The organism is Streptomyces sp. 2323.1 (assembly GCF_900221035.1).
Taxonomy (GTDB): domain Bacteria; phylum Actinomycetota; class Actinomycetes; order Streptomycetales; family Streptomycetaceae; genus Streptomyces; species Streptomyces sioyaensis.
The window spans coordinates 1,644,880-1,669,705 of record NZ_LT907981.1 but is presented as its reverse complement, the minus strand read 5'-3'; the positions used below and the strand labels follow the sequence as shown (position 1 = coordinate 1,669,705).

Annotated in this window: 27 protein-coding genes; 12 read left to right on the top strand and 15 right to left on the bottom strand. The window is 74.2% G+C overall.

The window, feature by feature from the left end:
• Nucleotides 1–7: 7 nt before the first annotated feature.
• The 8 genes from CPH93_RS06575 to CPH93_RS06545 all read right to left on the bottom strand — a co-directional run bounded on the left by CPH93_RS06575 (nt 8) and on the right by CPH93_RS06545 (nt 6,980).
• Nucleotides 8–700 (bottom strand): phosphoadenylyl-sulfate reductase, encoded by a 693-nt coding sequence (locus CPH93_RS06575; RefSeq protein WP_093486143.1) that lies wholly within the window; start codon nt 698–700, stop codon nt 8–10.
• Nucleotides 697–885 (bottom strand): hypothetical protein, encoded by a 189-nt coding sequence (locus CPH93_RS06570; protein ID WP_006602344.1) that lies wholly within the window; start codon nt 883–885, stop codon nt 697–699. The genes CPH93_RS06575 and CPH93_RS06570 overlap by 4 nt, the downstream gene beginning before the upstream one ends.
• Nucleotides 882–2,579, bottom strand: a complete 1,698-nt coding sequence (locus tag CPH93_RS06565) for a nitrite/sulfite reductase (RefSeq protein ID WP_096212250.1) — start codon at nt 2,577–2,579, stop codon at nt 882–884. Before CPH93_RS06565 ends, CPH93_RS06570 begins: the two co-directional genes overlap by 4 nt.
• A gap of 216 nt (nt 2,580–2,795) precedes the next feature.
• A complete protein-coding gene (locus tag CPH93_RS37560; RefSeq protein WP_350257049.1) occupies nt 2,796–2,879 on the bottom strand; it encodes a putative leader peptide in 84 nt (27 codons plus the stop codon).
• A gap of 92 nt (nt 2,880–2,971) precedes the next feature.
• Nucleotides 2,972–3,571 carry a GNAT family N-acetyltransferase gene (locus CPH93_RS06560; RefSeq protein ID WP_096212249.1) on the bottom strand — a complete coding sequence of 200 codons (600 nt, stop codon included), beginning with the start codon at nt 3,569–3,571 and terminating at the stop codon, nt 2,972–2,974.
• A gap of 142 nt (nt 3,572–3,713) precedes the next feature.
• Nucleotides 3,714–4,382 (bottom strand): class F sortase, encoded by a 669-nt coding sequence (locus CPH93_RS06555; protein ID WP_096212248.1) that lies wholly within the window; start codon nt 4,380–4,382, stop codon nt 3,714–3,716.
• A gap of 154 nt (nt 4,383–4,536) precedes the next feature.
• Complete coding sequence (locus CPH93_RS06550; protein ID WP_096215332.1) at nt 4,537–5,397, bottom strand: LLM class flavin-dependent oxidoreductase; 861 nt, start codon at nt 5,395–5,397, stop codon at nt 4,537–4,539.
• A 290-nt stretch (nt 5,398–5,687) separates the two neighbouring features.
• On the bottom strand, nt 5,688–6,980 hold the full coding sequence (locus CPH93_RS06545) for a helix-turn-helix domain-containing protein (RefSeq protein WP_096212247.1): 1,293 nt from the start codon (nt 6,978–6,980) through the stop codon (nt 5,688–5,690).
• Between the two features lie 270 nt (nt 6,981–7,250).
• On the opposite strand from CPH93_RS06545, the gene CPH93_RS06540 reads away from it, so the two are divergent.
• Nucleotides 7,251–7,673 (top strand): hypothetical protein, encoded by a 423-nt coding sequence (locus tag CPH93_RS06540; protein ID WP_093486155.1) that lies wholly within the window; start codon nt 7,251–7,253, stop codon nt 7,671–7,673.
• 57 nt (nt 7,674–7,730) lie between these two features.
• Here the strand turns inward: CPH93_RS06540 and CPH93_RS06535 are convergent, their stop codons facing one another.
• Complete coding sequence (locus tag CPH93_RS06535; protein WP_096212246.1) at nt 7,731–9,386, bottom strand: acyl-CoA dehydrogenase family protein; 1,656 nt, start codon at nt 9,384–9,386, stop codon at nt 7,731–7,733.
• 18 nt (nt 9,387–9,404) lie between these two features.
• On the opposite strand from CPH93_RS06535, the gene CPH93_RS06530 reads away from it, so the two are divergent.
• Nucleotides 9,405–10,484, top strand: coding sequence for a YihY/virulence factor BrkB family protein (locus tag CPH93_RS06530; protein ID WP_096212245.1), 1,080 nt, complete (start codon nt 9,405–9,407; stop codon nt 10,482–10,484).
• Nucleotides 10,485–10,530: 46 nt separating this feature from the next.
• On the opposite strand, the gene CPH93_RS06525 is transcribed toward CPH93_RS06530, so the two are convergent.
• Complete coding sequence (locus tag CPH93_RS06525; protein WP_093489332.1) at nt 10,531–11,535, bottom strand: PP2C family protein-serine/threonine phosphatase; 1,005 nt, start codon at nt 11,533–11,535, stop codon at nt 10,531–10,533.
• Between the two features lie 332 nt (nt 11,536–11,867).
• Between CPH93_RS06525 and CPH93_RS06520 the strand changes: the two genes are divergently transcribed.
• Genes CPH93_RS06520 through CPH93_RS06505 form a run of 4 tightly spaced genes read left to right on the top strand, consistent with a single transcriptional unit; the run spans nt 11,868 to nt 15,203 of the window.
• Nucleotides 11,868–13,031: an NAD-dependent epimerase/dehydratase family protein gene (locus CPH93_RS06520; protein ID WP_231977207.1), complete on the top strand. Its 1,164-nt coding sequence runs from the start codon at nt 11,868–11,870 to the stop codon at nt 13,029–13,031.
• Nucleotides 13,032–13,060: 29 nt separating this feature from the next.
• Entirely contained in the window at nt 13,061–13,792 is a 732-nt protein-coding gene (locus tag CPH93_RS06515; protein WP_093486161.1) for a glycosyltransferase family 2 protein, read from the top strand.
• Nucleotides 13,789–14,457, top strand: coding sequence for a TIGR04282 family arsenosugar biosynthesis glycosyltransferase (locus tag CPH93_RS06510; RefSeq protein WP_093486163.1), 669 nt, complete (start codon nt 13,789–13,791; stop codon nt 14,455–14,457). The genes CPH93_RS06515 and CPH93_RS06510 overlap by 4 nt, the downstream gene beginning before the upstream one ends.
• Nucleotides 14,454–15,203, top strand: coding sequence for a class I SAM-dependent methyltransferase (locus tag CPH93_RS06505; protein WP_231977206.1), 750 nt, complete (start codon nt 14,454–14,456; stop codon nt 15,201–15,203). Before CPH93_RS06510 ends, CPH93_RS06505 begins: the two co-directional genes overlap by 4 nt.
• Here CPH93_RS06505 and CPH93_RS06500 read toward each other — a convergent pair.
• Nucleotides 15,134–15,598, bottom strand: a complete 465-nt coding sequence (locus CPH93_RS06500) for a hypothetical protein (RefSeq protein ID WP_231977396.1) — start codon at nt 15,596–15,598, stop codon at nt 15,134–15,136. The two genes, CPH93_RS06505 and CPH93_RS06500, sit on opposite strands and share 70 nt — an antisense overlap.
• A gap of 125 nt (nt 15,599–15,723) precedes the next feature.
• A complete protein-coding gene (locus CPH93_RS06495) occupies nt 15,724–16,977 on the bottom strand; it encodes a molybdopterin-dependent oxidoreductase (RefSeq protein WP_096212244.1) in 1,254 nt (417 codons plus the stop codon).
• 252 nt (nt 16,978–17,229) lie between these two features.
• On the opposite strand from CPH93_RS06495, the gene CPH93_RS06490 reads away from it, so the two are divergent.
• On the top strand, nt 17,230–18,597 hold the full coding sequence (locus tag CPH93_RS06490; protein WP_096212243.1) for a hypothetical protein: 1,368 nt from the start codon (nt 17,230–17,232) through the stop codon (nt 18,595–18,597).
• 27 nt (nt 18,598–18,624) lie between these two features.
• Here the strand turns inward: CPH93_RS06490 and CPH93_RS06485 are convergent, their stop codons facing one another.
• Nucleotides 18,625–18,882, bottom strand: a complete 258-nt coding sequence (locus CPH93_RS06485; RefSeq protein WP_231977204.1) for a hypothetical protein — start codon at nt 18,880–18,882, stop codon at nt 18,625–18,627.
• A 164-nt stretch (nt 18,883–19,046) separates the two neighbouring features.
• Here CPH93_RS06485 and CPH93_RS06480 point away from each other — a divergent pair, with 164 nt between their 5' ends.
• Nucleotides 19,047–19,598 (top strand): MarR family winged helix-turn-helix transcriptional regulator, encoded by a 552-nt coding sequence (locus tag CPH93_RS06480; RefSeq protein ID WP_093486171.1) that lies wholly within the window; start codon nt 19,047–19,049, stop codon nt 19,596–19,598.
• Nucleotides 19,599–19,610: 12 nt separating this feature from the next.
• On the opposite strand, the gene CPH93_RS06475 is transcribed toward CPH93_RS06480, so the two are convergent.
• Nucleotides 19,611–20,804, bottom strand: coding sequence for a serine hydrolase domain-containing protein (locus tag CPH93_RS06475; RefSeq protein WP_096212241.1), 1,194 nt, complete (start codon nt 20,802–20,804; stop codon nt 19,611–19,613).
• Between the two features lie 392 nt (nt 20,805–21,196).
• Here CPH93_RS06475 and CPH93_RS06470 point away from each other — a divergent pair, with 392 nt between their 5' ends.
• Complete coding sequence (locus CPH93_RS06470; RefSeq protein WP_096212240.1) at nt 21,197–21,580, top strand: VOC family protein; 384 nt, start codon at nt 21,197–21,199, stop codon at nt 21,578–21,580.
• Between the two features lie 55 nt (nt 21,581–21,635).
• Here the strand turns inward: CPH93_RS06470 and CPH93_RS06465 are convergent, their stop codons facing one another.
• Nucleotides 21,636–22,454 carry a lipase family protein gene (locus tag CPH93_RS06465; protein ID WP_096212239.1) on the bottom strand — a complete coding sequence of 273 codons (819 nt, stop codon included), beginning with the start codon at nt 22,452–22,454 and terminating at the stop codon, nt 21,636–21,638.
• Nucleotides 22,455–22,686: 232 nt separating this feature from the next.
• On the opposite strand from CPH93_RS06465, the gene CPH93_RS06460 reads away from it, so the two are divergent.
• The 3 genes from CPH93_RS06460 (at nt 22,687) to CPH93_RS06450 (ending at nt 24,798) form a co-directional block, all read left to right on the top strand.
• Nucleotides 22,687–23,073, top strand: coding sequence for a hypothetical protein (locus CPH93_RS06460; protein WP_096212238.1), 387 nt, complete (start codon nt 22,687–22,689; stop codon nt 23,071–23,073).
• A 121-nt stretch (nt 23,074–23,194) separates the two neighbouring features.
• Nucleotides 23,195–23,806, top strand: a complete 612-nt coding sequence (locus tag CPH93_RS06455; protein ID WP_096212237.1) for a 2Fe-2S iron-sulfur cluster-binding protein — start codon at nt 23,195–23,197, stop codon at nt 23,804–23,806.
• Nucleotides 23,803–24,798: an FAD binding domain-containing protein gene (locus CPH93_RS06450; RefSeq protein WP_096212236.1), complete on the top strand. Its 996-nt coding sequence runs from the start codon at nt 23,803–23,805 to the stop codon at nt 24,796–24,798. The genes CPH93_RS06455 and CPH93_RS06450 overlap by 4 nt, the downstream gene beginning before the upstream one ends.
• Nucleotides 24,799–24,826: the final 28 nt, after the last annotated feature.

Sequence of the window (24,826 nt, the reverse complement as noted above, 5' to 3'; positions counted from 1 at the left end):
TGGTCCGTCATCCGTGCAGCCCGCACTCGGTCTTGTTGCTGCCGGCCCAGCGGCCGGCCCTGGCGTCCTCGCCCTCCAGCACCCGGCGGGTGCAGGGCGCACAGCCGACGGAGGCGTAGCCGTCCATCAGCAGCGGATTGGTGAGCACCCCGTGCTCGGCCACGTACGCATCCACCTCGGCCTGCGTCCAGCGGGCGATCGGCGAGATCTTCACCTTCTGCCGCTTGGGGTCCCAGCCGACGACCGGGGTGCCCGCCCGGGTCGGCGACTCGTCCCGGCGCAGGCCCGTCGCCCAGGCGTCGTAGCCGGTCAGGCCCTCTTCGAGGGGCTGGACCTTGCGCAGGGCGCAGCACAGGTCGGGGTTGCGGTCGTGCAGCTTCGGGCCGTACTCGGCGTCCTGCTCGGCCACGGTCTGCCGCGGGGTCAGCGTGATGACGTTGACGTCCATCACCTCGGCGACCGCGTCCCGCGTCCCGATGGTCTCCGGGAAGTGGTAGCCGGTGTCCAGGAAGACCACGTCCACCCCCGGGAAGGCCCGCGAGGCCAGGTGCGCGACGACCGCGTCCTCCATGGAGGAGGTGACACAGAAGCGCGGACCGAAGGTCTCGGCGGCCCACTTGAGGATCTCCAGGGCGGACGCGTCCTCCAGGTCGCGGCCCGCCTGCTCGGCGAGCTGCTGAAGGTCGGTAGCGGTGGTCACGGCGTACCTCCGTCGGAAGCGGAAGGGGAGAGGTCGGTGGCTCCCGGGGCCAGCAGGCCCAGGAACTTCAGCCGGAACGCCCGGCTGCACGACCGGCATTCCCACGCACCGTGTCCCTCCTCGGAAGGCTGGAGGTCCTCGTCCCCGCAGTAGGGGCAGTAGAACGGCGCCGCGCGTTCACTCACTTCAGCGCACCTTCTTCCGCACGGGCCGCCCACTGGGCGAACCGCTCGCCCTCCTCGCGCTGCGCCTCGAAATTGCGCAGCACCCGCTCGACGTAGTCGGGGAGCTCCTCGGCGGTGACCTTCAGTCCGCGGACCTTGCGGCCGAAGCCGGCCTCCAGGGCCAGCGCGCCGCCCAGGTGCACCTGGTAGCCCTCGACCTGGTTGCCGTCGGCGTCCAGGACCAGCTGGCCCTTGAGGCCGATGTCCGCGACCTGGATCCGGGCGCAGGCGTTGGGGCAGCCGTTGAGGTTGATGGTGACCGGCTCCTGGAAGTCCGGCATCCGGCGCTCCAGTTCGTCGATGAGCCAGGCGCCGCGGCCCTTGGTCTCGACGATGGCGAGCTTGCAGAACTCGATGCCGGTGCAGGCCATCGTGCCGCGCCGGAACGGCGAGGGGGTGACCTGGAAGTCCAGTGCCTCCAGCCCGGCGACCAGCGCGTCGACCTGGTCCTGCTCGACGTCGAGGATGATCAGCTTCTGCTCGACGGTGGTGCGCAGCCGGTCGGAGCCGTGCGCGGCGGCGAGTTCGGCGATCTTGGTGAGGGTGGTGCCGTCGACCCGGCCGACGCGCGGGGCGAAGCCCACGTAGAAGCGGCCGTCCTGCTGCCGGTGCACACCGATGTGGTCGCGCCACGTGGAGACCGGCTCTTCGGGCGCCGGGCCGTCGACCAGCTTGCGCTCCAGGTACTCGTCCTCCAGCACCTGGCGGAACTTCTCCGGGCCCCAGTCGGCCATCAGGAACTTCAGCCGGGCGCGGTTGCGCAGCCGGCGGTAGCCGTAGTCACGGAAGATGCCGACGACACCGGCCCACACGTCCGCGACCTCGTCCAGCGGCACCCAGGTGCCCAGGCGCTGGGCGAGCTTGGGGTTGGTGGACAGGCCGCCGCCGACCCAGAGGTCGAAGCCGGGGCCGTGCTCGGGGTGGACGACACCGACGAAAGCCACGTCGTTGATCTCGTGCACCACGTCCTGGACGGGCGAACCGGAGATCGCCGTCTTGAACTTCCGCGGCAGGTTGGAGAATTCCTTGCTGCCGATGTAGCGCTCGTGGATCTCGTCGACGGCCGGGGTGCCGTCGATGATCTCGTCCGCCGCGATGCCGGCCACCGGGGAGCCGATGATCACTCGCGGGCAGTCGCCGCAGGCCTCGGTCGTGGAGAGCCCGACGGCCTCCAGCTTCTCCCAGATGGCGGGGACGTCCTCGATGCGTATCCAGTGCAGCTGGATGTTCTGCCGGTCGGTGATGTCCGCGGTGCCGCGGGCGTACTGCTCGGAGATCTCGCCGATGACGCGCAGCTGGGCCACGCTCAGCCGTCCGCCGTCGACGCGGACCCGCAGCATGAAGTACTTGTCCTCCAGCTCCTCCGGCTCCAGGATCGCGGTCTTGCCGCCGTCGATCCCGGGCTTGCGCTGGGTGTACAGGCCCCACCAACGCATCCGCCCGCGCAGGTCGTTGGGGTCGATGGAGTCGAAGCCGGCCTTGGAGTAGATCGTCTCAATGCGTGTCCGCACATTGAGACCGTCGTCGTCCTTCTTGAACTGCTCGTTGCCGTTGAGCGGAGTGAAGTGCCCCACGGCCCATTGGCCCTCGCCGCGGTGGCGGCCGGCCTTGCGGCGGGTCGTGGCAGCTGCGGTCGATTCCGGGGTGGCGGCCATGGATGTCTGTCCTTCTGGGCGGGCTCAAGGAGGCGGACGGGGATGCCGGACACCCGGCATGACCTGCGCAGACACACCGAAGAGCGGCGCGTGGCAACGCGTCGGTGAGGCCTGCGGGGCAGGGGGTGTCAGGGCGTCCGCGACGGCGGGGACGAGGGGCGGAGGATCGGTGGTGCTGAGTGCTGCCAAGGGCCGAAGGCCCTGGTGAATGCGACCTCAGCCCGCCCGACAAATGGCGCTGGACATGCGGCCGAGGTCGACGTGCCGCCGACTCACCAAGGCAATTCCAGCTCGAGACATGACGGAAGCCTGTCACGCCGTTCTCCGGCCAGTCCACCGTCATCCAAAATATGGACAACTCTGTCCCGCATCGCGAGACAATGTGCTGTCCGTCACTCTCCGGCGGCCGCGCCGGCCGTGGTGGGCCCCGCCCCGGGCCACGGGCCGGGGGCCGGTACGTCGGGCTCCTCGGTCACCGTGGTGTCGTACAGCCGGAAGCCGCGCCGCTGGTAGTTGGCCATCGCGTGCCGGCCGTCCTTGCTGCACGTGTGCACCCACACCCGCTTCGTCGGGGCCTGCCTCGGCCACCGCTCGGCGAGGTCCCAGGCCCGCTCGATCCCGTACGAGAGCAGCAGCCCGCCGATCCGGCGCCCCCGGAAGGCCGGGACGAGCCCGAAGTAGACGATCTCCACGGACCCGTCCGGCCCCGCCTCCAGCTCGATGAAACCGGCGGGGGTGCCGCGCTCGTACGCCACCCAGGTCTCCAGGCCCGGCCGCCCGAGGTACTCCGCCCACCGCGCGTACGGCCAGCCCAGCCGGTCGGTCCAGGTGACGTCCCCGCCGACCGCCGTGTAGAGGAAGCGGCTGAACTCCGGCGAGGGCACCTCGGACCGGGCGATCCGGACGCCCTGCTCGGGCGGCGGCCCCTGGACGGGGGTCAGGTCGGCGCGCGAGGTCTGTTCGAGGTACCACGTGGTGACCGAGAGGCTCATGGCGTCAGCACATCACACCCGGTCGGGCCCTGGCCACGGATTGGGGGAGGGGCAGGGGAAGGCTCGGAGAGGCAGGCCGGGCCCTACGTCCGCATCATGAGATGTCCGCTCATCCCGGGGCGCCGCCGGGTCGCGGGCCTGCCTACGCGGTCCCCGTCATCCGGGCGAAGACCACCACATTGCCCGCGTAGCCGGAGCCCGCCGCGTAGGCGCCGCCGCAGGTCAGCACGCGCAGTTCGGGGCGCCCGGTGGTGCCGTAGACCTTCCGGGCGGGGAACTTGTGCTTGTCGAAGACCTGGATCCCGTAGACCTCGAAGACCGCAGTCCGGCCGTCCTTGCGGGTCACCCGGATCGACCGGCCCTTCTCCAGGGCGCCCAGCCCGTAGAACACCGCGGGCCCGGCGGCGCTGTCGACATGCCCGACGAGGACGGCGGTGCCGTTCTCCCCCGGCGTCGGGGCATCCGCGTACCAGCCCGCCAGCTGCGGCTCCCCGGCCGGCGGCGCCTCGATCCAGCCGTGCCCGTCCAGGCCCAGCGGCATCAGCGGGGCCGACACCCCGATCGACGCGATCGCCACCCGGGAGGGCACGGAACGGGGCAGCGGGGGCGGCGCCGGGCCGGTGGGCGGGAGGTCGCCGGGGAAGAGCACACCGCCGGCCGCCGGCTGCGGCGGCCCGTCCGCCTCGCCGGACAGCCCCTGGCGCACCATGCCGAGGCCGATCAGCCCGGCCAGGACCAGCACGCCCCACCGGGGCCGGCGGGCGGCGGCCGGTTCCGCGGCCGCCGCTTCGGTCGGGCCTGCCGGGCTCATCGCTCACCTCCCGTGGCCGCGCGCCCCGCGGTGCACGGTCCGCAGTCGGCAGGCTAGGCGCGCCCGCGGGGCAGCGGCGAACGCAGCCGGCCGAACGGGTGGCGGCCGGCCGGCTCTTCGGTCGTCCGGCCCCGACGGGCGGTCGACGTGTCGGCTACTCGGTCCCGAACACCGCGTCGGCCAGCCGCTCGACCTGGTCCGGGCCCGGGGACCAGCAGTAGAGCATCACTTCGTCCGCGCCGATCGCCCGGTACGCGGCCACCGCCGCACGGATCTGCGCCCCGGTGGTGAGCAGCCCGTTGACGACATGCCCGGTGTGGCTGCTCGGCTGGTAGTACGCGTGCAGTTCCCGGCGGGCGCGGTCGACGACCGGCGGCGGGCCGAGCGCCACATTGACCTGGGCCAGCAGCCGCGGCCGGCCCGTACGCCCGGCCCGTGACCACGCCTCCTCCACGGCGCGGAACATGCCGTCCATGTGCGCGGGCGGCAGCGCGGCGCCGAGGAAGCCGTCGCCGCAGCGGGCGACGCGCTCGATCGCGGCGGGCACGAAGCCGCCGAACAGCACCTCGGGCCCACCGGGCCGCGCGGGCGCCGGACCGATCGGGGCGACCTTCTCGGAGAGCGGCTCGCCCGACCAGAGCCGCCGCAGGGTCGCCATCTGTGCGTCCAGCCGCCGGCCGCGGGTGCGCAGGTCGACGCCCGCGGCCAGATAGTCGTCGTCGCGGCCGCCGATACCGATGCCGAGGGTGAAGCGGGAGCCGGAGAGCAGATCGAGGGTGGCGGCCTGCTTGGCGAGCAGCGCCGTACGGTGCAGCGGGGCGAGCAGCACCTCGGTCTGGAGGCGGATCCGGGAGGTGGCGCCGGCCAAGGTGGCCAGCGTGATCAGCGGTTCGGGGTTGTGGAACACCAGCCGGTCGAGCAGGGCGACCGTGGTGAAGGGGGTGGCTTCGGCGCGCCGGGCCCAGCTGAGCAGCTGCGCGGGGTCGCCGATGGGAAGGCCGAGGCCGACGGACATGGAGGTCCTCCAGAAGGACGTGCGGGCATGACGGATCTCGGTGTCGCCCACTCGTCCTTTTCCGCGCGCGATGGCGCGGGCTGCTCCCGTTCTGCGACGTCCTTCTGGAGGGAGCTGCGGTATGAGTGCGGCCCACCCTAGGAGAGGGGAACGCGCGTCCGCACCCGAATTTCCGCCCCGGCCCCGCGCCGTCGGCTCACCCCGGCTCGCGCCACCCGGTCATCCCCGCCCGGCGCCGTCCGGTCACCCCCGCCCGCGCCGTCGGCTCATCCTCGCCCCGCGCCGCCCGGTCACCCCCGCCGCGCCGCCGCCACCGCGGGCGCCGACGACTGCGGCAGCAGATGGGCCCGCGCCGCCGGCAGCCGGAGCTCGACCTCCACCCCGTCCGCGAAGCGGTACGGCCGGTGCGCCAGCACGCTCGCGAGATGGCGGCGCAGGCGGGAGAGTTCGGCCCGCACCGTGACCGTACGGTTCTCGTCGCCGAACAGGTCCCGGGCGAGTTCGGCGGCGCTGCGCCCCTGCGGATGCGCGGCGAGGACGAACAGCAGCTCGGCATGGCGCGGCGTCAGCTCGTGCGCCCAGCTGCCGGCCGGGCCGCTGACGGTCACCGTCGGGCCGTCCCGGCCGCTGACGTCCAGCAGCACCCGGCTCGGCCCCACGTCCCGCTCCTGCCCCCCGACCCGGATCAGCCAGCCGCCCGGCAGTGGCTCCAGCGCGCAGCTGCCGTACCGCGGCAGCCACAGCGGCCCGGCCTGGGGCGCCTTGGGCAGCGCCACCCGGTCCGGCGGTGTCAGGCCCGTGACCCCTACGACCCAGCCGTTCGAGTCGACGGCCAGCGCCCGCCCGCCGAGCCGCGCCAGCACCGGCGCCGCGCTCGACCGCAGCCGCTCCAGGGACAGCTGGTGGCGGCTGCGCAGCTCGCCCTCCGCGAGCCGGGCGACCGCGGACACCAGGGAGAGCGTCGTGGGGTGGAAGGAGGGCGCCGGACCGCTGAGGTCCACCGTGCCCAGCAGCCGTCCGTCGCGCGGGTCGTGGAGCGGCGCCGCGGCACACGTCCACTGGTGATGGCTGCGGACGAAGTGCTCCGCGGAGTGCACCAGTATGGGCCGGCGGGCCACCAGCGCGGTGCCGATGGCATTGGTGCCGACGACGCCCTCCCGCCAGTCGGCGCCCTTGTCGAAGCCCAGCCGGTCGGCCATCCGGCGGACCGGCGCGCTGCCCTCGCGCCACAGCACCCGGCCCTCGGCATCGGTGACGACCATGATCTGCTGCGCGGCGTCGGCGGCCGGCAGCAGCCCCTCGTGGAGCACCGGCAGCACCGCCGCCAGCTGGGAGACCTGCCGACGGTGCTCCAACTCCGCGACCGACAGCAGGGTTTGCGGCGAATCGCGGTCCGGGTCCACGCCACCCGAGACCAGCACCCGGCGCCAGGATTCGCCGATCACCGCGCGGGGGGCGGCGAGCGGAGCGCCGCCCGTCGCCTCGCCCGCGAGCGCGGCCTCGTGGACCGTGGCGAGGCGGCGGGTGGTGGCGCGGACGTCCCGGTCCGACCAGATGGCGCCGTCGATCGGTCTGTCGCTCACGCTGCTCTCCGTTGTGCACTCCGGTGGGCGGTGTCCAGCGAGCCGTCATCAGGCCGTCCTGGAAGGACCATTGTTCCGGTCCGTCGCAACGCACTGCAACGCATTGCAACCGTTGTGGCCCCTGAGGTGTACGGGGGACTCTGGTGCCGGCGGCCGATGGCGCCTCGCCACCGCGGGCTCGCCGGTCACCCGTCGGAGACCCCGCCGGTTGTCGCCGGGGACGCCATCGGCCGCCGCGAGACGTCGGCACGGTGCGGGAGGGGGCTCACCATGGTCGCCGCCCCGCGTCTCGTGGTGATCGGAGCGCACGAGGGGGCGCGCCTCGCGCGCGCCGCCCGGCTGGCCGCCCACTACGGGATCCCCCGACTGCCCGCGGCCGACCTCCTGCTCAGCCGCCGGCCGCTGCCTCCCGGCGGCTATGTCATCGACAGCGCCCCGCAACTCCTCGACGGGGCGAGCGGCATCGGCGGTCTGCGCCCCGCGCTGGCCTTCGCCGACCTCGTCGTGCTGCTGCACGGCGCGGACTGGACCGGTGCGGACGAGGCCCGCCGGGTGCTGCGCTACTACGAGGCGCGCGGGATGCTGGCCGACTTCCCGCCGGACGCACCGGACGGTGACCTCATCGTGGCGGTCGACGCGGTGCTGCGCGGCCGCACCGAGGACCCGCCGGACTGGCCGGCCGGCGGCCCCTGAGACCGGGAGCGGTGCCGAGTCGGCGCGGCACCGCTCCCCGACCCCCGCGGCGCCGGCTCAGTCCGGCGGGCAGTCGTCGATCTCCGGCCGGGCCCGCTCCACCACCGTCGCGAGGTCCAGCGTGTGCGGCAGCGTCCCGAACGCCGCCCCCGCATCGCCGCCGAGCCGGGAGGCACAGAACGCATCCGCGACCTCGGGCGGTGCGTGGCGCACCAGCAGCGACCCCTGGAGCACCGTCGCCATCCGCTCCACCAGCCGCCGGGCCCGGGCCTCGATGCCCTCCAGATCGGCGAGTTCGGTGAGCATCGCCCGGATCGCCCGGTCCAGCCGGTGGTCCGCGCCCCGCGCCGTCCCGATCTCGGTCAGGAACGCGTTCAGCGCGTCGGGTTCGCGCTGCAGGGCCCGCAGCACGTCCAGCGCCTGGACGTTGCCGGCGCCCTCCCAGATCGAGTTGAGCGGCGCCTCGCGCAGCAGCCGGGGCAGCCCCGACTCCTCCACATAGCCGTTGCCGCCCAGGCACTCCAGCGCCTCGGCCACCACCGGCGTGCAGCGCTTGGTCACCCAGTACTTCGCCGCCGGCACCGCCAGCCGCAGAAAGTTCCGGTCCTGCTCGGTGTCGCCGTCGTACGCCGCCGCCAGCCGCAGCGCGAGGGTGGACGCCGCCTCCGACTCCAGCGCCAGATCGGCCAGCACATTGCGCATCAGCGGCTTGTCGATCAGCCGGCCGCCGAACGCCTCCCGGTAGGCGGTGTGGTGCACCGCCTGTGCCACCGCCTGCCGCATCACCGCCGCCGACGCGGTGACGCAGTCCAGCCGGGTGGCCGTGACCATCTCGATGATGGTGGCCACCCCGCGCCCCTCCTCGCCGACCCGGCGGGCCCAGGTCTGCCCGTCGAACTCCACCTCCGCCGAGGCGTTCGAGCGGTTGCCGAGCTTGTCCTTGAGGCGCTGGATGCGAAAGGCGTTCCGGCTGCCGTCCGGCAGCACCCGGGGCAGCAGAAAGCAGGTGAGCCCTCCCGGCGCCTGGGCCAGTACCAGGAAGGCGTCCGACATCGGCGCCGAACAGAACCACTTGTGCCCGGTCAGGACGTATTCGCCGGGTGCGGCCAGGGGTTCGGCGCGGGTGGTGTTGGCCCGTACGTCGCTGCCGCCCTGCTTCTCCGTCATGGCCATCCCGGCCAGCGCACCGCCCTTCTCGGCGACCGGCCGCAGCTCCCGGTCGTACACCTGCGAGGTCAGCAGCGGCTCCCACTCGGCCGCCAGCTCCGGCTCGGCGCGCAGCGTGGGCACCGCCGCATGGGTCATCGACAGCGGGCAGCCGTGCCCCGCCTCGGCCTGGGTCCACACGAGGAAGCCGGCGGTGCGCCGGACATGGCCGTCGGGCCGGGACCAGGCGCCGGTCAGCCCGGCCGTGACGGCGTGGCCGAGCAACCGGTGCCAGGCCGGGTGGAACTCGACCTCGTCGATGCGGTGGCCGTAGCGGTCATGGGTGCGCAGGACCGGCGGACAGTCATTGGCCTGCTCGCCCCACTGCCGGGCGTGCACGGAGCCGGCCGCCCGTCCCAGGGTGTTCAGCTCCTCGCGTACCTCGTCGAGCCGGGCGTCGGCGACGTGCCGGGTGATGCCCTCGGTGAGGACCGGGTCGCTCCCGAAGACGTTGTATCCGACCAGCGGCGGGGGCTGGTTCGTGACGGTGTGAGTGGTGGCTGCCATGCCCGATACGGTAAGGAGGTGCAGCCGGCAAACGAACCAACCGAGCGGCCCGCGGGGCGCCTGATCAAGGCCCGTGCCCTCTACCGCAATGTCTCCAAGCGCCGGCTGGCCTGGCTGCTGCTCAAGGACACCGTCCACTCCTGCATGAAGTACCGGGTCACCGGACTGGCCGCCGAGGCCGCGTTCTGGAGTCTGCTGTCGCTGCCCCCGCTGATCCTCGGGCTCCTCGGTGTGCTCGGCTACACCCAGGCGTGGATCGGCCACGACACCCTTCACCACGTCCGGCAGCAGATCCTCTCCGGCGCCGGCACCGTGCTGTCCAGCCGCGGTGTGAACGAGATCGCCCGGCCGCTGCTGCACGATGTGTTCACCGGCCGCCGCCCGGACGTCATCTCCATCGGCTTCGCCATCGCCCTGTGGTCCGGCTCCCGGGCGATGAACGTCTTTGTCGACACCATCACCATCATGTACGGCCTCGACGGCCGGCGCGGCATCGTGCGGACCCGGCTGCTGTCCTTCGCGCTGTACCTCGCCGCGCTCGTCGTCGGCGCCGTCACACTGCCGCTGATGGTCGCCGGCCCCGACACCGTCGTGGGCTGGCTGCCGGCCAGCGAGCACATCATCCGGGCGCTGTACTGGCCGGTCGTCCTGCTCCTCTCGGTGGCCTTTCTGACCACGCTCTACCACGCGTCCGTACCGGTCCGTTCGCCCTGGCCGGAGGACATTCCCGGCGCGGTGGTCGCCCTCGGCATGTGGGTGCTCGGCAGCTTTCTGCTCCGCCTCTACCTCACCTCGACGGTCGAGGGCCCCACCATCTACGGCTCGTTGGCCGCACCGGTCGCGGTCCTGCTGTGGATCGGGGTGTCCGCCTTCGCGGTGCTGGTCGGGGCCGCGATGAACGCCTCACTCGACCGCGTGTGGCCCTCGGTCGCCACGGCCGCGGCCCGCGAGGAGGCATCCCGCCGGCTGGAGGCGAGGGCGGCGGCGAAGACCGCGGGTGAGGCGGCGGAGCCGGGGGAGCCCGGGAAGGGCGAGGCCGGCGGCGAGCGGCCCGGCACCGGCGGGGGTCAGGACAGCGACGGCCGGCGCGACGACTGAGCCGAGCGCGGCGCACCGCCCCGGCCGCCTCCGGCCCGAACCCGGTTCACCATTCCTCCCGATGGCGGACCAGCAGCATCGCCGCATCGTCGTGCAGCGGACCCTCGGCATGCTCGACGAGGTCCTCGCGCACCGAGCGCAGTGCGGCCTCCGGGTCGGGGTCCTTCAGCAGCGCGGCGCGCTCGTCGAGGGGGTAGAAGCGGCCCGCCGCATCGCGGGCCTCGGTGACCCCGTCGGTGTAGAAGAGCATCTGGTCACCGGGGGCGAATGGCACCTCGTAGGGGGCCGGTGCCCCGGCGCCCTGGAGGGTGAGGCCCAGCGGGAGGGCGCGGTCGGGCGGGGCGGCGAAGGCGACCGCGCCGGCCGGGCGGACCACCAGGGGCGCCGGATGGCCGAAGTTCAACAGCGTGGCCTGCGGACCGTCACCGATCTCGGCGAGCACCGCGGTGACGAACCGTTCGCCCGCCAGATGACGGTTCAGCGCCCGCTCGACCCGCTCCCCGACGGCCGGCAGATCCGGTTCGTCGTGCGCCGCCTCCCGGAACGCGCCCAGCACCACCGCCGCGCTCTCCACCGCCTCCAGGCCCTTGCCCTGCACATCGCCGACGATGATCCGGACCCCGGCGGGTGAGGTCACCACCTCGTACAGATCGCCGCCTATCCGGGCCTCGGCCACCGCCGAGGTGTAGGAGACCGCGATCCGCAGCGGGCCCGCGCTGCGCGGCACCGGCCGCAGCAGCACCCGCTGCGCCACCTCGGCGATCGAGCGGACGCTGGCGAGTTCCGCCTCGCGCCGCTGGCGCATCACCGCGGCCACCACACCCGCCGCGGTCACCCCGGCCACCGACAGCAGGGCGGTCAGCCCGCGCCGGCTGACGAACTCGCCGTGGCTGACGCCCAGGCCGACGCAGAGCACGAACGCCGTCAGCCCGACCACGGCGGTGCGCCGCCAGCCGCCGACCAGCCCGGCGAACGCCGGCCCCAGGGACACCAGAGGCAGGAACCCGACCCCCGGGCCCGCGGTGAGGTCGACCGCGCTGACCACGGCCATGACCGCGTACGGCAGCGCGGCCAGCACACGGGAGCCGGTGCAGCGCTCGACGTTCTCCACGGCCAAGGTGTTCTCCGACGGTGTCAGGTGAGGTGATCAGGCAGGGGACCGTCGGCCGTCGGACTGTCCCGAAGCGGCCCCCCGTTCCCCCGGCCTGAGCATAAGCACCGTATGCCGTACCGAAATACCTCGAATGCGCCCTGTTACCGAATCGCAGTGGGCCGGGAGAGGCCGGTCCGCGCCCGCGCCGGCCGGGCCGCGGATCTTACGGACCCATGACACGACGCTCCGTGCGCGGGCCCGAGCGCCCTCTCCCGCTTAGCGTGACCGGCATGCGTGTACTGGTCACCGGCGGCGCCGGCTTCATCGGATCGCAGGTCGTCGAGGCGCTCCTGGCGCGCGGGCACGAGCCCGTCGTGCTGGACGCGCTGCTGCCCTCGGCGCACCCCGAGCCCCCGCCCCTGCGCCCGGGGGAGCGGCGGATCGTCGCCGACGTACGGGACCGGGCGGCCGTCGACGCGGCCCTCGACGGGGTGCAGGCGGTCTGCCACCAGGCCGCGATGGTGGGCCTGGGCAAGGACTTCGCGGACGCGCCCGACTATGTGGGCTGCAACGACCTGGGCACGGCGGTGCTGCTGGCCGCGATGGCCGCGGCCGGGGTGCGGCAGCTGGTGCTCGCCGGGTCGATGGTGGTCTACGGGGAGGGGCGCTACACCTGCCCCGGCCACGGGGCGGTGCGGCCCGGCCCGCGGGCGGAGGCCGAGCTGGCGGCGGGGCGGTTCGAGCCGCGCTGCCCGCAGTGCGGCGCGGAATTGCGGCCGGGGCTGGTCGGCGAGGACGCGCCCACCGATCCGCGCAACGTCTACGCGGCGACCAAGCTCGCCCAGGAGCACCTGGCCGCCTCCTGGGCGCGGGCCACCGGCGGCCGGGCCGTCTCGCTGCGCTATCACAACGTCTACGGGCCCGGCATGCCGCGCGACACCCCGTACGCGGGGGTGGCCTCGTTCTTCCGCTCGGCGCTGGCCCGCGGGCAGTCGCCGACGGTCTATGAGGACGGCGGCCAGCGGCGGGACTTCGTCCATGTGCGCGATGTCGCGGCGGCCAACGAGGTGGCGCTGTCGGCCCTGCCGGACCGTGCGCCGGGGACCCTGACCGCGTACAACACCGGCAGCGGCGTGCCGCACACCGTCGGGGAGATGGCGCAGACCCTGGCCGCGGCGTGCGGCGGGCCGCCGCCTGTGGTGACGGGGGAGTACCGGCTGGGCGACGTACGGCACATCACCGCGTCGTCCCGGCGGATCGCCGCGGACCTCGGCTGGCGGGCGGCGACCGGATTCACCGAGGGGATGGCGGAGTTCGCCCGGGAAGGGATGCGGGCGGCGCCGTCCGCACGGCCCGCGGCAGCCGCGCCGTCCGCAGGGCCCGCTGCGCCCACGCCGTCCGCAGGGCCCGCTGCGCCCACGCCGTCCGTGTGTCCCACGAACCCGATGTCCTGATGTTCCGCTTCTGAGGTGCAGGTGACGGCATGACCCCTTCCTCCCCTTCTTCCGCGTCCCCCGGCCTGCGGCCCGGCTCGGTGGACGTCGTACTGCCGTGCCTCGACGAGGCCGCCGCACTGCCCTGGGTGCTGGCCCGCATCCCGGCCGGCTGGCGGGCGATCGTCGTGGACAACGGCTCCACCGACGGCTCGGCCGAGGTCGCCCGCGGCCTGGGCGCCACCGTGGTGCACGAGCCGCGCCGCGGCTTCGGTGCCGCCTGCCACGCCGGACTGCTCGCCGCCGACGCGGACATCGTCTGCTTCTGCGACTGCGACGCCTCCCTCGACCCGGCGCTGCTCACCCCGTTCGTCCGGGCCGTCCATGACGGCGACAGCGATCTGGTGCTGGGCCGCCGCCGCCCCGAGGGGCGCGGCGCCTGGCCGCCGCACGCCCGGCTCGGCAACCTCGCCCTGGCCCGGATGCTGCGCCGGCGCACCGGACTGCGGCTGCACGACCTCGGACCGCTGCGCGCGGCCCGGCGCACCGACCTGCTCGGCCTCGGGCTCACCGACCGCCGCAGCGGCTACCCCCTGCAGATGGTCGTCCGGGCCGCCGACGCCGGCTGGCGCGTCGAGGAACGCGAGGTGCCCTACCGGCCGCGCACCGGCCGCTCGAAGGTCACCGGCACCTGGCGCGGCACCTGGCATGCGGTGCGCGACATGCGCACCGTCCTGCGTCAGCCGCCGCTGCTGCCCCGTACCGAGGAGACGGCCCGATGACCGAGTCCGCAGACCAGCCGGTGCGACCGGGGCCCACGACGGTCCTGGTCATCGCCAAGGAACCGGTGCCGGGGCGGGTCAAGACCCGGCTCACCCCGCCCTATACCCCGCACGAGGCCGCCTGGTTGGCCGAGGCCGCGCTGTACGACACCCTCCAGGCCGTCCGGGCGATGCCCGCCCGGCGGCGGGTGGTCGTCCTGGACGGCCGCCCGGGGAACTGGCTGCCGGCCGGCTTCGACGTCCGGCCGCAGAGCGCCGGCGGTCTCGACGAGCGGCTCGCCGCGGCCTTCGCCGGCAGCGCCGGCCCGACCCTGCTCATCGGCATGGACACCCCGCAGGTCACCCCCCAACTCCTCGCCCCGGCACTGGACTCCGGTGCCTGGGACGACTGCGACGCCTGGTTCGGGGCGGCCGACGACGGCGGATTCTGGGCGCTCGGCCTGGCCGCCCCCGACCCGGGGCTGCTGCGCGGCGTCCCGATGTCCACCGACCGCACCGGCGCCGCCCAGCGCGCCCGGCTGGCCGCCGCCGGACTCCGGGTACGGGAACTGCCGCCGCTGCGCGATGTCGACACCGCGGCCGATGCCGAGCAGGTCGCCGCCGCGGCACCGGACGGCCGCTTCGCCGCCACCCTGGCCGGGCTGACGGGGGTCACCGGACGATGAGCACCGCCGTACCTCCCACGACACGCACCGACCGGCAGCCCCCCGTCTCCTGGGGAGCGGACCCGTACGCCGATGCCCTGCGCCACGGCCGCGGCCCGCTGTTCCTGCGCCGCAGCGACGGCTGGCTGCTGCCGCTGGAGGTCGAGCGCTGGTGCGCCCGGGCCGACGCCGCCGACCTGTCGGCACTGCGCCGCTGTGAGGGCGCCGTCCTCGACATCGGCTGCGGTCCCGGCCGGCTGGTCGCCGCGCTCCTCGCGCGGGGCCGGCGCGCGCTCGGCATCGACGTCAGCGCCGCTGCGGTGGCCCGCACCCTGGCGACCGGCGGGGCCGCGGTGCACCGCTCGGTCTTCGACTCCCTTCCGGGCGAGGGGAGTTGGGGAACCGCCCTGCTGCTCGACGGCAATATCGGCATCGGCGGCGACCCCCGCGCCCTGCTGGCCCGCAGCGCCGAACTGGTCGACCGGGGCGGCCTCCTCATAGTGGAGACCACCCCGGCGGACGTCGATGAACAGGTCCGGGTCCGGGTCGAGGGCAGCCACCACGCCCCGGGCGGCGCCGCCCGGTCGCCGGACGACACCTTCCCCTGGGCCCGGGTGGGGACCCCCGCGCTGCTGCGGTACGCGGCCCAGGCCGGCTGGGCCCCCGCCGAGCAGTGGACCGTCACCGGCCAGGCGGATCAACTGCCGGGCGCCGAACGCTGCTTCGTCTCCCTGCGCCGCCGGGCCGCCCTGCGCAGCCGCGGCTGAAGCGTACGGCCCAGCAGCCACAGGGCGGACAGCACGCACAGCCCGGCGGTGACCAGCAGCCAGCGGGCCAGGAACACCCCGCCGGGCAACCCCGTCCCGGCCTCGTAGCGCGCCGCCGCACCGGGGTCCCACGAGCCCGCGATCAGCGGGAGCCACACCAGCAACAGCAGCCCGGACACCGCGGCGGGGACCCGGACGTACCCGGTCCAGGCCCGGTGCCGGGCCCCTTCCGACGTGCAACGGGCCAGTGCACGGTCGGCGGACGTATACAGCGGCAACAGCACCAGATCGTGCAGCAGCGCCGCCCCGACGAACCAGACGACCACCAGCGGCCACTGCCCGCCGGCCAGCAGCCGCAGCCCCGCATAGCCGGTGAGCGCGAACGAGGCCAGCATCAGGAGCAGATGCAGCGGCCCCTCGCCGTACCGCAGCCGGCGGCGCAGCGCACCCACCGCCCGGGCTCCCCGCGCCCGCCACCCCGCGAGCCGTTCACGCCACCCCACGAGCCGCTCCCGCATCCTCACCACTCCCCGAACGTCAGCCGCGAGACCCACTTGGTGTTGAGCACCCCGGGTGCCGCCGGGACGATGATCCGCGCCGGATAGCCGTGGTCCTGTGACAGCTCCGCCCCGCCCACCCGCAGCGCGAGCAGCGACCGCGGATCGCGCACCTGGTTGTCGCGCAGCGCGGCCCGCCGGAACGCGCCGTGCAGTTGGAGCGATTCGACCAGCACGCCGGGTGGTGGCGTACCGAGCCCCACCAGAGCGGCGAGGTCCCGCAGCCGCACCCCGCCCCACTGCTGGTCGTCGGTCGACCAGCCCTCGACACAGGCGATCGGCAGCGCCGCCTCGTGCTGGGGCAGCGTCAGCAGATCGGCGCGGCTGAGCCGTACCCGCCGGCCGCCGCCCTCGACCGTCAGCCGCCAGTCGTCGCCGGTGTCCCGGGCCCGGATGCCCATGGCCGCGGCGGTCTTGTTGATCTGGAAGCCGTTCGGGCCACTGCCCGGATCCCGTCCCCCGTGCGGCGCCAGCAGGGCGGTACGCCGCCACCAGCCGCCGATGCTCTGCCCCGCCGACGTCGCGCACAGCACCAGCGCACCGGCCCCGACCAGCCCCAGCGCCCCGCGCCGGGTCGCCGTCGGCCGGTCCGGCCGGGCCGCCACCAACCCGGTGTCGTCGGCCGCCGCCTGCGGGTCGCGGCGCTCGCGCAGCGCCCGCAGCGCCCGCGGCAGCCGCAGCACGACATGCACGACGAACGCGCCGATGAACACCCACGCACCGTAGAAGTGCAGCGGATAGAAGGAGCCCGGGAAGAGGTACTCCAGCTGGATGTTGAGCAGCCCGGTGACGAATTCGAACAGCACCCCGCCGACCAGCAGCAGCAGCGAAATCCGCTCCAGCGCATGGCCGACGGACCGGGCCGGCGGCAGGGTGAACAGCTTGGGGATCACCGACCACAGCTTCGCCAGCACCACGGGCACCAGTGTGATCCCCAGGGTGACGTGCAGTCCCTGGGTGAGGCGGTAGAGCCAGTGCGGACCGGTCGGCCAGCTGAAGAGGTAGAAGCCCAGTAGGCCCTTGTCCGGCGTCTTGTCGTTGACGCCGCCGGCCAGATCCGGGTTGTACGCGGCGTACGACAGCAGACCGGTCACGAACAGCAGCGTGATCCCGGCCAGCAGCACGGTGCCGAGCACCGCGGTCAGCCAGGGGCCGCGCAGCGGACTGCGCCAGAACGACGGCGATGTCGGGGGAGTGAACGGGGAACGGGCACCCATGTTGTGTCCTCGGCGGTCGGTGCGACGGCGGTCCGTCGCGGGTGAACCGCCCGGCGGATCGGGGCCGGACGGGACCTGGTGCCGACGCTATGCCGCGACCGGTGCGCCGAGGGGGTTGCGACGCATGACGAGGCTCTGACGTCGGCGGAACGGCGGCACGGCGCCGGGAGAATCTGACGGAACGGTGACGCCCTGGCCGCCGGACGGCCCGGGTCGCCCCTCGGCGCCTAGCGTGCGGCTGTGACTCCCCGTGTGACCACCGAAGAACGTGCCCACCACCGCGCTGATCTGCGGGCCGCCGCGGCCGGCGTCCTGCTCGTCACGGTTGCCGCCGTCGTCGGCACCGTCATCGAGCGGACCCACGGCAGCCTGCATGTCAACTGGCCCCCGCTGTACGCCTCGTGGTTCCCGCACCTGGGCCCCGGCACCCCCGCCGCGCTCGTGGTCGGCGCCGCCGTGATCCTCCACGGGCCCTCCCTCGCGGCCCGGCTGCCCTGGCGCCGCCTCGTCCTGGCGGCCTGGACCGCCGCCCTGGCCTGGACCTGGTCGCTGGCGCTGATCGACGGCTGGCAGACCGGCATAGCCCGGCGCCTGACCACCGCGTACGAGTACCTGACCGTCATCCACCGCTTCGACGATCTGGGCGCGGCGGTGCGCGACTTCACCCACCACATCCTCAACAACGGCCCGGACCACTGGCCCGCCCATGTCGCCGGCCACCCCCCGGCCGCCGTGCTCACCTTCGTCGGCCTGGACCGCATCGGTCTGGGCGGCGGTGGCTGGGCCGGTGTCTGGTGCCTCACCCTCGGCACCTCCGCCGTGGCCGCGGTCCTCATCGCGCTGCGCGCCCTGACCGACGAGCCGACCGCCCGCCGCGCCGCCCCGTTTCTCGTCCTGGCCCCGTCCGCCGTCTGGGTGGGCACCTCGGCGGACGGCTATTTCGCGGCGGTCGCCGCCTGGTCCCTGGCGCTGCTCGCGCTGGCGGCCACCCGCCGCACCAGCCACCCGGCCGCCGCCGCCCTGGCCTCCGGCCTCCTGTTCGGCCTGACCTGCTACCTCTCCTACGGCCTGACCCTGATCGCGCTGATCGCCGGCGCGGTGCTGCTGCTCACCCGGACCTGGCACCCGCTGCCCCTCTTCGCGGTCGGCGCCGCGGCCGTCGCGGCCGCCTTCACCCTCGCCGGATTCTCCTGGTGGGAGGGCTATCGGCTGCTGGTCGAGCGCTACTACCAGGGCGCCGCGGCCGTCCGCCCGTACGCGTACTGGGTGTGGGGCAACCTCGCCTGCACCGTGCTGATCACCGGCCTGGCGACGGTTGCCGGGGTGCGGCGCACGCTCGTGGCGGCCCCCAGCGCCCTGCGGGGGCTTCGGCCGTCCGCCGGACCGCCGCGTGACCCCGCCGACCGGCTGATCGTCCTCGTGCTGGCGGTGCTGCTCGCCGTGCTGGTCGCCGATCTCTCCGGGATGAGCAAGGCGGAGACCGAACGGATATGGCTGCCGTTCGCCGCCTGGCTGCCGGCGGCCTGCGCGCTGCTGCCCACGGCCCGGCACCGCCACTGGCTGGCGGCCCAGGCCGTACTGGCACTGCTCCTCAACCACCTCCTGTACACGGGATGGTGACGGGGAGTCAGCTGGAGAGGGGCGGGCTCAGGCCAGGTAGGGGCGGGTCGAGTTCACCCGGCCGGGGCGCAGGATGCGGAGCGGTCCGCGATTGCAGGACGGGCACTCGGCGCGGGTCAGTGGGGAGGCGACGCGGACGCCGCGGGTGAAGTAGTCGGCGCGCCGGTGGCCGGCCAGATCCGTGGTGTGCCGGATCTCGTACTCCTCTTCCCAGCCGTGCCCGCAGTGCAGACAGACGAAGGAATATGCCTCGTGAACCGTCTCGGTGTCCCGTTCCATGGTCATCACGCCCTCTCCCGGCCCTGCGCTCGCACCGGGGCCGGATGCATGCCGCTCCTCCCATTATGGCGCTCCGCGACGGTCTGCGGGGGGCCGGACCCGCGGACCCTGGATCGCCCCTCGCGACGCCCGCGACCAGGCACGATGCCGTCAGCGGGTATAAAGGCGGCATGGGGCACGACGCGCACGGCGCACCGCGGCCGGCCGGGGTGGCCGCGCCCGGCAGCGATCTCGACCACGACCTCGACCACGACGTCGACGAGGTCATCGCCGCGGTGCTGACCGCCTCCCGGCTGCTGGTGGCGATCTCGGCCCGGGCGCTCGGCCGGACCGCCCCCTCCCTCACCCTGCCCCAGCTGCGGGCGCTGGTGGTGCTGGACAGTCAGGGGCCGGTCAAGCTCGCCGCGCTGGCCGGTGCGCTGGGCGTCAATCCGTCCACCGCGATGCGGATGGTCGACCGGCTGGAGGCGGCCGGCAGCGTCACCCGGCAGGCCAACCCCGGCAACCGCCGCGAGGTCGTGCTGAGCCTGACGGAGCCGGGCCGCGCGCTCGTCGAGGAGGTGCTCGCCGCCCGGCACACGGAGATCGCCGCGCTCGTGTCCCGGCTGCCGGCCGGCGAACGCGCCGGGCTCATCCGCTCGCTGCGGGCGCTGACCGACGCGGCGGGCGAGCCGCCGGTGGCCCCGAGGCCGGCCCCGCCGCCGGAGTCGGCCGCACCGTAGCCGGGCCGGCGCTCAGCTCCGGCCGTGCTCCAGGGCCTGGTACACCGCCCGGACCAGCCCGGCGTTGCGGGGATCGAGGCCCGTGGTGCCCCCGCCGTACTTGTTCATGGTGTACGCGTACGACAGCCGGTTCTCCGGGTCCGCGAAGGCGTACGAGCCGCCCGCGCCGCCGTGTCCGAACGCCCGCGGATTGGGCCCCGCCTGGCCCTGGTGGTTGAGCATGTAGCCCAGCCCCCAGCGGTGTTCGTAGCCCTCCGGGGCGAGGGCGCCGATGGTCAGATCACGCTCGCCCGGCAGGCTCTGCGACCGGCGCATCGCCTCCAGGGTGGCGGGCCGCACGAGCGTGCCGCCCACCAGTGCGCCGTACACGGTCGCCAGCCCGTGGGCGGACGCGTGCGCGTTGCCCGCCGGGATCTCGGCGGACCGGTAGGCGGCGCTGTTGACATCGCCGGTGGGGACGTACGTCAACGCCAGCGCGACGACGGCATAGGGATGGTCGGACAGCGCCTTGAACGGCGGCTTCGGCAGGCCGGGGAACTGCCGGGCGAGCCGCGCCTCGTCCAGCTGCCCGACCATGTCGGCACAGCGGGCGTGCTCCTCGGCGGGGGTGCCGATGAACACCCGCGCGCCCAGCGGCCCGGTGATCTCGCTGCGCAGAAACGTGCCGAGGGACTGCCCGGTGATCCGCCGGACGACCTCGCCCACGAGGTATCCGAAGGTCACCGCGTGGTAGCCCTGTGCGGTGCCCGGCTCCCACCACGGCTCGGTGGCCGCCAGGGCGGCGCACACCCGCTCCCAGTCGTAGGCGTCCCGTGCGGACAGCCGCTCACGGGGGGCGATCAGACCGGCACGGTGGCTGAGCAGCCAGCGCACGGGGAGGTCCCGCTTGCCGGCCTGGGCGAACTCGGGCCAGTAGCGGGCGACCGGGGCGTCGAGGTCCAACTCGCCCCGGTCCACGAGGAGATGGGCGCACAGGGCGGTCATCCCCTTGGACGTCGAGTAGACGTTGACGAGGGTGTCGCGCTCCCAGCCGCGGGCCCCGGCCGCGTCCGCATGGCCGCCCCACAGGTCGACCACCGCCTCGCCCTCCACGGTCACCGTGACCGCCGCGCCGACATCGCCGTGCTCGCTGAAGTTCCGTGCAAAGACTTCCCGTACGCCTGCAAAGCCCGGTGCGCAGTGGCCGTTGACGGTGGCTGGTCCCACGGTGGCTCTCCTCGCGTCGTCCGGGTGCGGTCATCCCGTGCTGCCGTACGTGGGTACGGCGTACGTATCGGATGATCCGCCCGGGTCGATGCCCATGGCAACCATGTGAGGCCGGACGGCGGAGCGTCGGCGTGGTGCGGGACCGCGGCGGCCGGGGCGGGGGTGGTGCCGTACGGCCGTGGCCGGTGAAACCCCAGGCCGGCGGCCTCGGCGAGCGCCCCGGCGCGCGGACATTCGCCGGCCGGGGGGAGGGCGCCCGCGCGGCGGGGGCCGGTAGCGTCGCCCCCGCTGCCGAGATCCGCGCCGAGTCATCCCGCCCGGGCCGATGAATCGGCCCGCCGGGCGCCGTCTACCTCACCGAACCCGCAGGTCCACGCCCATCGGAGGATGCCATGTCTGCCACCCCGCCGCCCGCTCCCGCCGCCGTCCAGCCGGTGATCGTCACCCCTGACCTCGACCGGCTGCGGGACTTCTACCGCGCACTGGCCGGCGCCGAGGAGTTCACCCGGGTGCCCGAGGAGGGCCCGGCCTTTTTCGTCGGACTGCGGATCCGGGGCTCGGAGCTGGGCCTCGTCGCGGACGGGAGCGTGGCGACCGGCGCCCCGACCCGCATCCTGCTCAGCCTCGCCGTCGAGGACGTCGACGCCCTCCTGGACCGGGTCGAGTCGCTCGGCGGAACGGTGCGCGGCCCGGCCAATGACATGCCCTGGGGGCAGCGGGTCGCCCACATCCAGGACCCGGACGGCAACGCGGTCAACCTCACCCAGCGGATCTGACCGGGGCGGCGGCCGGCCCGGCCTCGGTGCCGTCGGCCGGGCCGGGGCCGGCCGGTCAGATCTGGTTCTGTTCCAGGGCCTGGAGGTAGGCGTCCATGAAGTGGTCCCGGACGCCGTCGGAGGCGGGCGCGAGGGCATCGGCGGTGAGGCCTCTGGCATGGTCGAGGATGCCGCTGAGCAGCGGCATGGTGTGGTGGATGGCGCCCTTGGAGTCGATGTAGCGCAGCGCGGAGACGTGATGGAAGGTGGGCTCCGGGGGCAGCTGCGGCACGATGTCGTTGTTGTTGACGAAGCGGTACATCCGGTCCGAGAAGGCCGTGTTGAACTCCTTGGACAGCTGTCTGTCGCAGGTGCGCGGCTGGCCGAAGGTGTAGACGCCGTTGGCCGTCACATGCGGCTCCTCGAAATGCAGCCGGGCCCCCGCCAGCATCGCCAGCGCGCCGCCCAGGCTGTGGCCGGTGAACCACACCGTCTGGCCGTTGTCGCGGAACTCGTCGACGGCGGCGCGGACCTGCGGCCAGACGGCCTGCAGGGCCTCGGCGAAGCCGTAGTGGACGTACCCCCTGCCGCCGGGGCCGGGCCACGGCGGGGTGGTGGCATCCGAGAGCCAGTCGCGCAGCTGGGCCGGCTCCGTCCCGCGGAAGCTGGTGATGATCATGCTGTGGCCGCCGAGGGTGTACGCCTGGGTGTCCTCCAGCGGGAACGGCGGGCGGAACGTGGTGTGGTGGTGGCGCACCCGGTCGAAGCCCCAGGTCCGGGCGGCGGCATCGATGGCTGCCTCGTCCTGGTAGGCGAGCGCGGCGGCGCGTGCCATGGCGAGCGCATGGTGGACGGAGTAGCCGGTGGCTTTCTGGTCGATGGTGGTGCTGGTCAACGAAGGCTCCTGGTGGTCGACGGTGGATGCGGTGGTCGCCGGGCGAGGCGCGCATTCCGCCTCTGATTACAGAGCGCTTACACTGGCTACACAGCGTAACTCCGCTGCGGAGTGCTGTGCGGTGCCGCCCGTTCAAACCACTCGTTCGAGCCTCCGGTCGCACACACCGGGCCGCCGGGCGAGCCTGGAAGCGTTCGGCTCCGGAGGACGGTCCACGAAGGAAGGCCCCACAGTGAACGGCGCACAGCAGGCGGCACACGCGGAACATGTACCGGCCGAGGTGATGGTGGAACTGGAGAGCTGTGCGACCCAGGACGCACATGCCGTCTTCAGCGCGCTGCGCACCACCTTCAGCTCCGACCGGGAGGCGGACGACGTACCCGAGGAGATGGCCGGCCCGGGTGCGACCGTGTGGACCTCGACCTTCGACGTCAGCGACCGCAAGGCCGCCGCCGAGCCCCGCCGGCTGTCCGCCCCCGTCGTGGTCAGCCTCCAGGGCGGCTACTGGGCGGTCGACGAGCTGTGCAGAGGCCTGGAGTCGGCATTCGCGGTGCACGTCCTCGGCACCGCCGCCGGCGACCAGGAAAAGGAGGTCGAGCTGCGGCTGGAGACCCGTTAGGGGGCCGCGGATCCGAAGCGGACCAAGGGGGAGGGGACCAGGGGGACCACGACCACGGCGCAGAGCGACGGCCCGGGCCGCACCACCCGCCCCGAGGCCCGGAGCGGAAAGGCAGGAGCGAGTGGAGCCCACCCCACCTCCGGCGGACGGCGGCGGCACAGCGCCGGCCGCCGAGCAGCGGTCCGAGCTGGTCCTGCACGTCAACGACGTGGCGTACACCGTGACCGTGGACCACCGGACCACGGTCCTGGACCTGCTCCGCGAACATTTCTCCCTCACCGGCGCCAAGAAGGGCTGCGACCACGGACAGTGCGGCGCCTGCACGGTGCTCGTCGACGGGCGGCGCGCCAACAGCTGTCTGCTGCTGGCCGTGGCCCAGGACGGGCGGCGGGTCACCACCGTCGAGGGCCTGGCCGACGGGGAGCGGCTGCACCCCCTCCAGGAAGCCTTCCTGGAGCGGGACGCGTTCCAGTGCGGCTACTGCACCCCGGGCCAGCTCTGTTCGGCCGCCGGCGTACTGGCCGAGGCCGCGGACGGCTTCCCGTCCCACGTCACCCCGGCCACCGCGGACCCCGCGGCGCCGGTCGAGCTCACCGCCGACGAGATCCGCGAGCGGATGAGCGGCAATCTGTGCCGCTGCGGCGCGTATCCGCGGATCGTCGAAGCGGTCGCGGACGCCGGCGCCCGGCCCGGCACCACCGCGCCGTCCGCAGGCCAGGAGGTGGCGCCGTGAAACCGTTCGGCTACCTGCGGGCGACCAGCGTCGAGGAGGCCGTACGGGCCGCCGCCGGCCGGCCCGGCGCCCGCTTCCTCGGCGGCGGCACCAACCTCGTCGATCTGATGAAACTGGGCGTGGAGACACCGCGGCTGCTCATCGACGTCACCCAGCTGCCGCTGGCGGACATCGAGGAACTGCCGGACGGCGGGCTGCGGATCGGTGCGATGGTCCGCAACAGCGACCTCGCCGCGGCCGCCCCCGTACGCGAGCGCTACCCCGCCCTGTCGCAGGCGCTGCTGGCCGGCGCCTCGGGGCAGCTGCGGAACACCGCGACCACCGGCGGCAATCTGCTCCAGCGCACCCGCTGCCTGTATTTCCAGGACACCAGCAAGCCCTGCAACAAACGCTCCCCGGGCACCGGCTGCCCGGCCCGCGACGGCGTCCACCGCGATCTGGCCGTCCTGGGCCACTCCGCGCACTGCGTCGCCACCCAGCCCTCGGACCTGGCGGTGGCGCTGGCCGCCCTGGACGCCGAGGTGCAGCTGTACGGCCCCGACGGGGAGCGCACGGTGGCGGTGACCGACTTCCACCGGCTGCCCGGCGACCGGCCCGAGCAGGACACCGAGATCCGGCCCGGCGAGCTGCTCACCGCCGTCCGGCTCCCGCCGGCCGCCCCGGGCGCGCGCTCGCGCTACCGCAAGGCCCGCGACCGCGCCTCCTTCGCCTTCGCCCTGGCCTCCGTCGCCGCCGTACTGGAGGTGCGGGACGGCGTCGTGGGGCGGGCGGCGCTGGCGTTCGGCGGGCTCGCGCACCGGCCGTGGCGGGCCCGCGCGGCCGAAGAGGTGCTGCACGGCGCACCCGCCACCGAGGACACCTTCGCCCGCGCCGCCGACGCCGAACTCGCCGCCGCCCGCCCGCTGCGCGACAACGCCTTCAAGGTCGAACTCGCCCGCAACCTGGCCGTCAGTGTGCTGACCGCCCTGGCGGACCCGGCCGCCGCCCGCTGACCGACCACACGACGCCGACCACGCCGAC

Excerpts from the sequence above, each read along its gene's own strand:
- CPH93_RS06565 (WP_096212250.1), bottom strand. The coding sequence starts at position 2,579 with ATGGCCGCCACCCCGGAATCGACCGCAGCTGCCACGACCCGCCGCAAG.
- CPH93_RS37560 (WP_350257049.1), bottom strand. The coding sequence starts at position 2,879 with ATGTCTCGAGCTGGAATTGCCTTGGTGAGTCGGCGGCACGTCGACCTC.
- CPH93_RS06560 (WP_096212249.1), bottom strand. The coding sequence starts at position 3,571 with ATGAGCCTCTCGGTCACCACGTGGTACCTCGAACAGACCTCGCGCGCC.
- CPH93_RS06555 (WP_096212248.1), bottom strand. The coding sequence starts at position 4,382 with ATGAGCCCGGCAGGCCCGACCGAAGCGGCGGCCGCGGAACCGGCCGCC.
- CPH93_RS06550 (WP_096215332.1), bottom strand. The coding sequence starts at position 5,397 with ATGTCCGTCGGCCTCGGCCTTCCCATCGGCGACCCCGCGCAGCTGCTC.
- CPH93_RS06540 (WP_093486155.1), top strand. The coding sequence starts at position 7,251 with ATGGTCGCCGCCCCGCGTCTCGTGGTGATCGGAGCGCACGAGGGGGCG.
- CPH93_RS06535 (WP_096212246.1), bottom strand. The coding sequence starts at position 9,386 with ATGGCAGCCACCACTCACACCGTCACGAACCAGCCCCCGCCGCTGGTC.
- CPH93_RS06525 (WP_093489332.1), bottom strand. The coding sequence starts at position 11,535 with ATGGCCGTGGTCAGCGCGGTCGACCTCACCGCGGGCCCGGGGGTCGGG.
- CPH93_RS06520 (WP_231977207.1), top strand. The coding sequence starts at position 11,868 with ATGCGTGTACTGGTCACCGGCGGCGCCGGCTTCATCGGATCGCAGGTC.
- CPH93_RS06515 (WP_093486161.1), top strand. The coding sequence starts at position 13,061 with ATGACCCCTTCCTCCCCTTCTTCCGCGTCCCCCGGCCTGCGGCCCGGC.
- CPH93_RS06510 (WP_093486163.1), top strand. The coding sequence starts at position 13,789 with ATGACCGAGTCCGCAGACCAGCCGGTGCGACCGGGGCCCACGACGGTC.
- CPH93_RS06505 (WP_231977206.1), top strand. The coding sequence starts at position 14,454 with ATGAGCACCGCCGTACCTCCCACGACACGCACCGACCGGCAGCCCCCC.
- CPH93_RS06500 (WP_231977396.1), bottom strand. The coding sequence starts at position 15,598 with ATGCTGGCCTCGTTCGCGCTCACCGGCTATGCGGGGCTGCGGCTGCTG.
- CPH93_RS06495 (WP_096212244.1), bottom strand. The coding sequence starts at position 16,977 with ATGGGTGCCCGTTCCCCGTTCACTCCCCCGACATCGCCGTCGTTCTGG.
- CPH93_RS06485 (WP_231977204.1), bottom strand. The coding sequence starts at position 18,882 with ATGACCATGGAACGGGACACCGAGACGGTTCACGAGGCATATTCCTTC.
- CPH93_RS06480 (WP_093486171.1), top strand. The coding sequence starts at position 19,047 with ATGGGGCACGACGCGCACGGCGCACCGCGGCCGGCCGGGGTGGCCGCG.
- CPH93_RS06470 (WP_096212240.1), top strand. The coding sequence starts at position 21,197 with ATGTCTGCCACCCCGCCGCCCGCTCCCGCCGCCGTCCAGCCGGTGATC.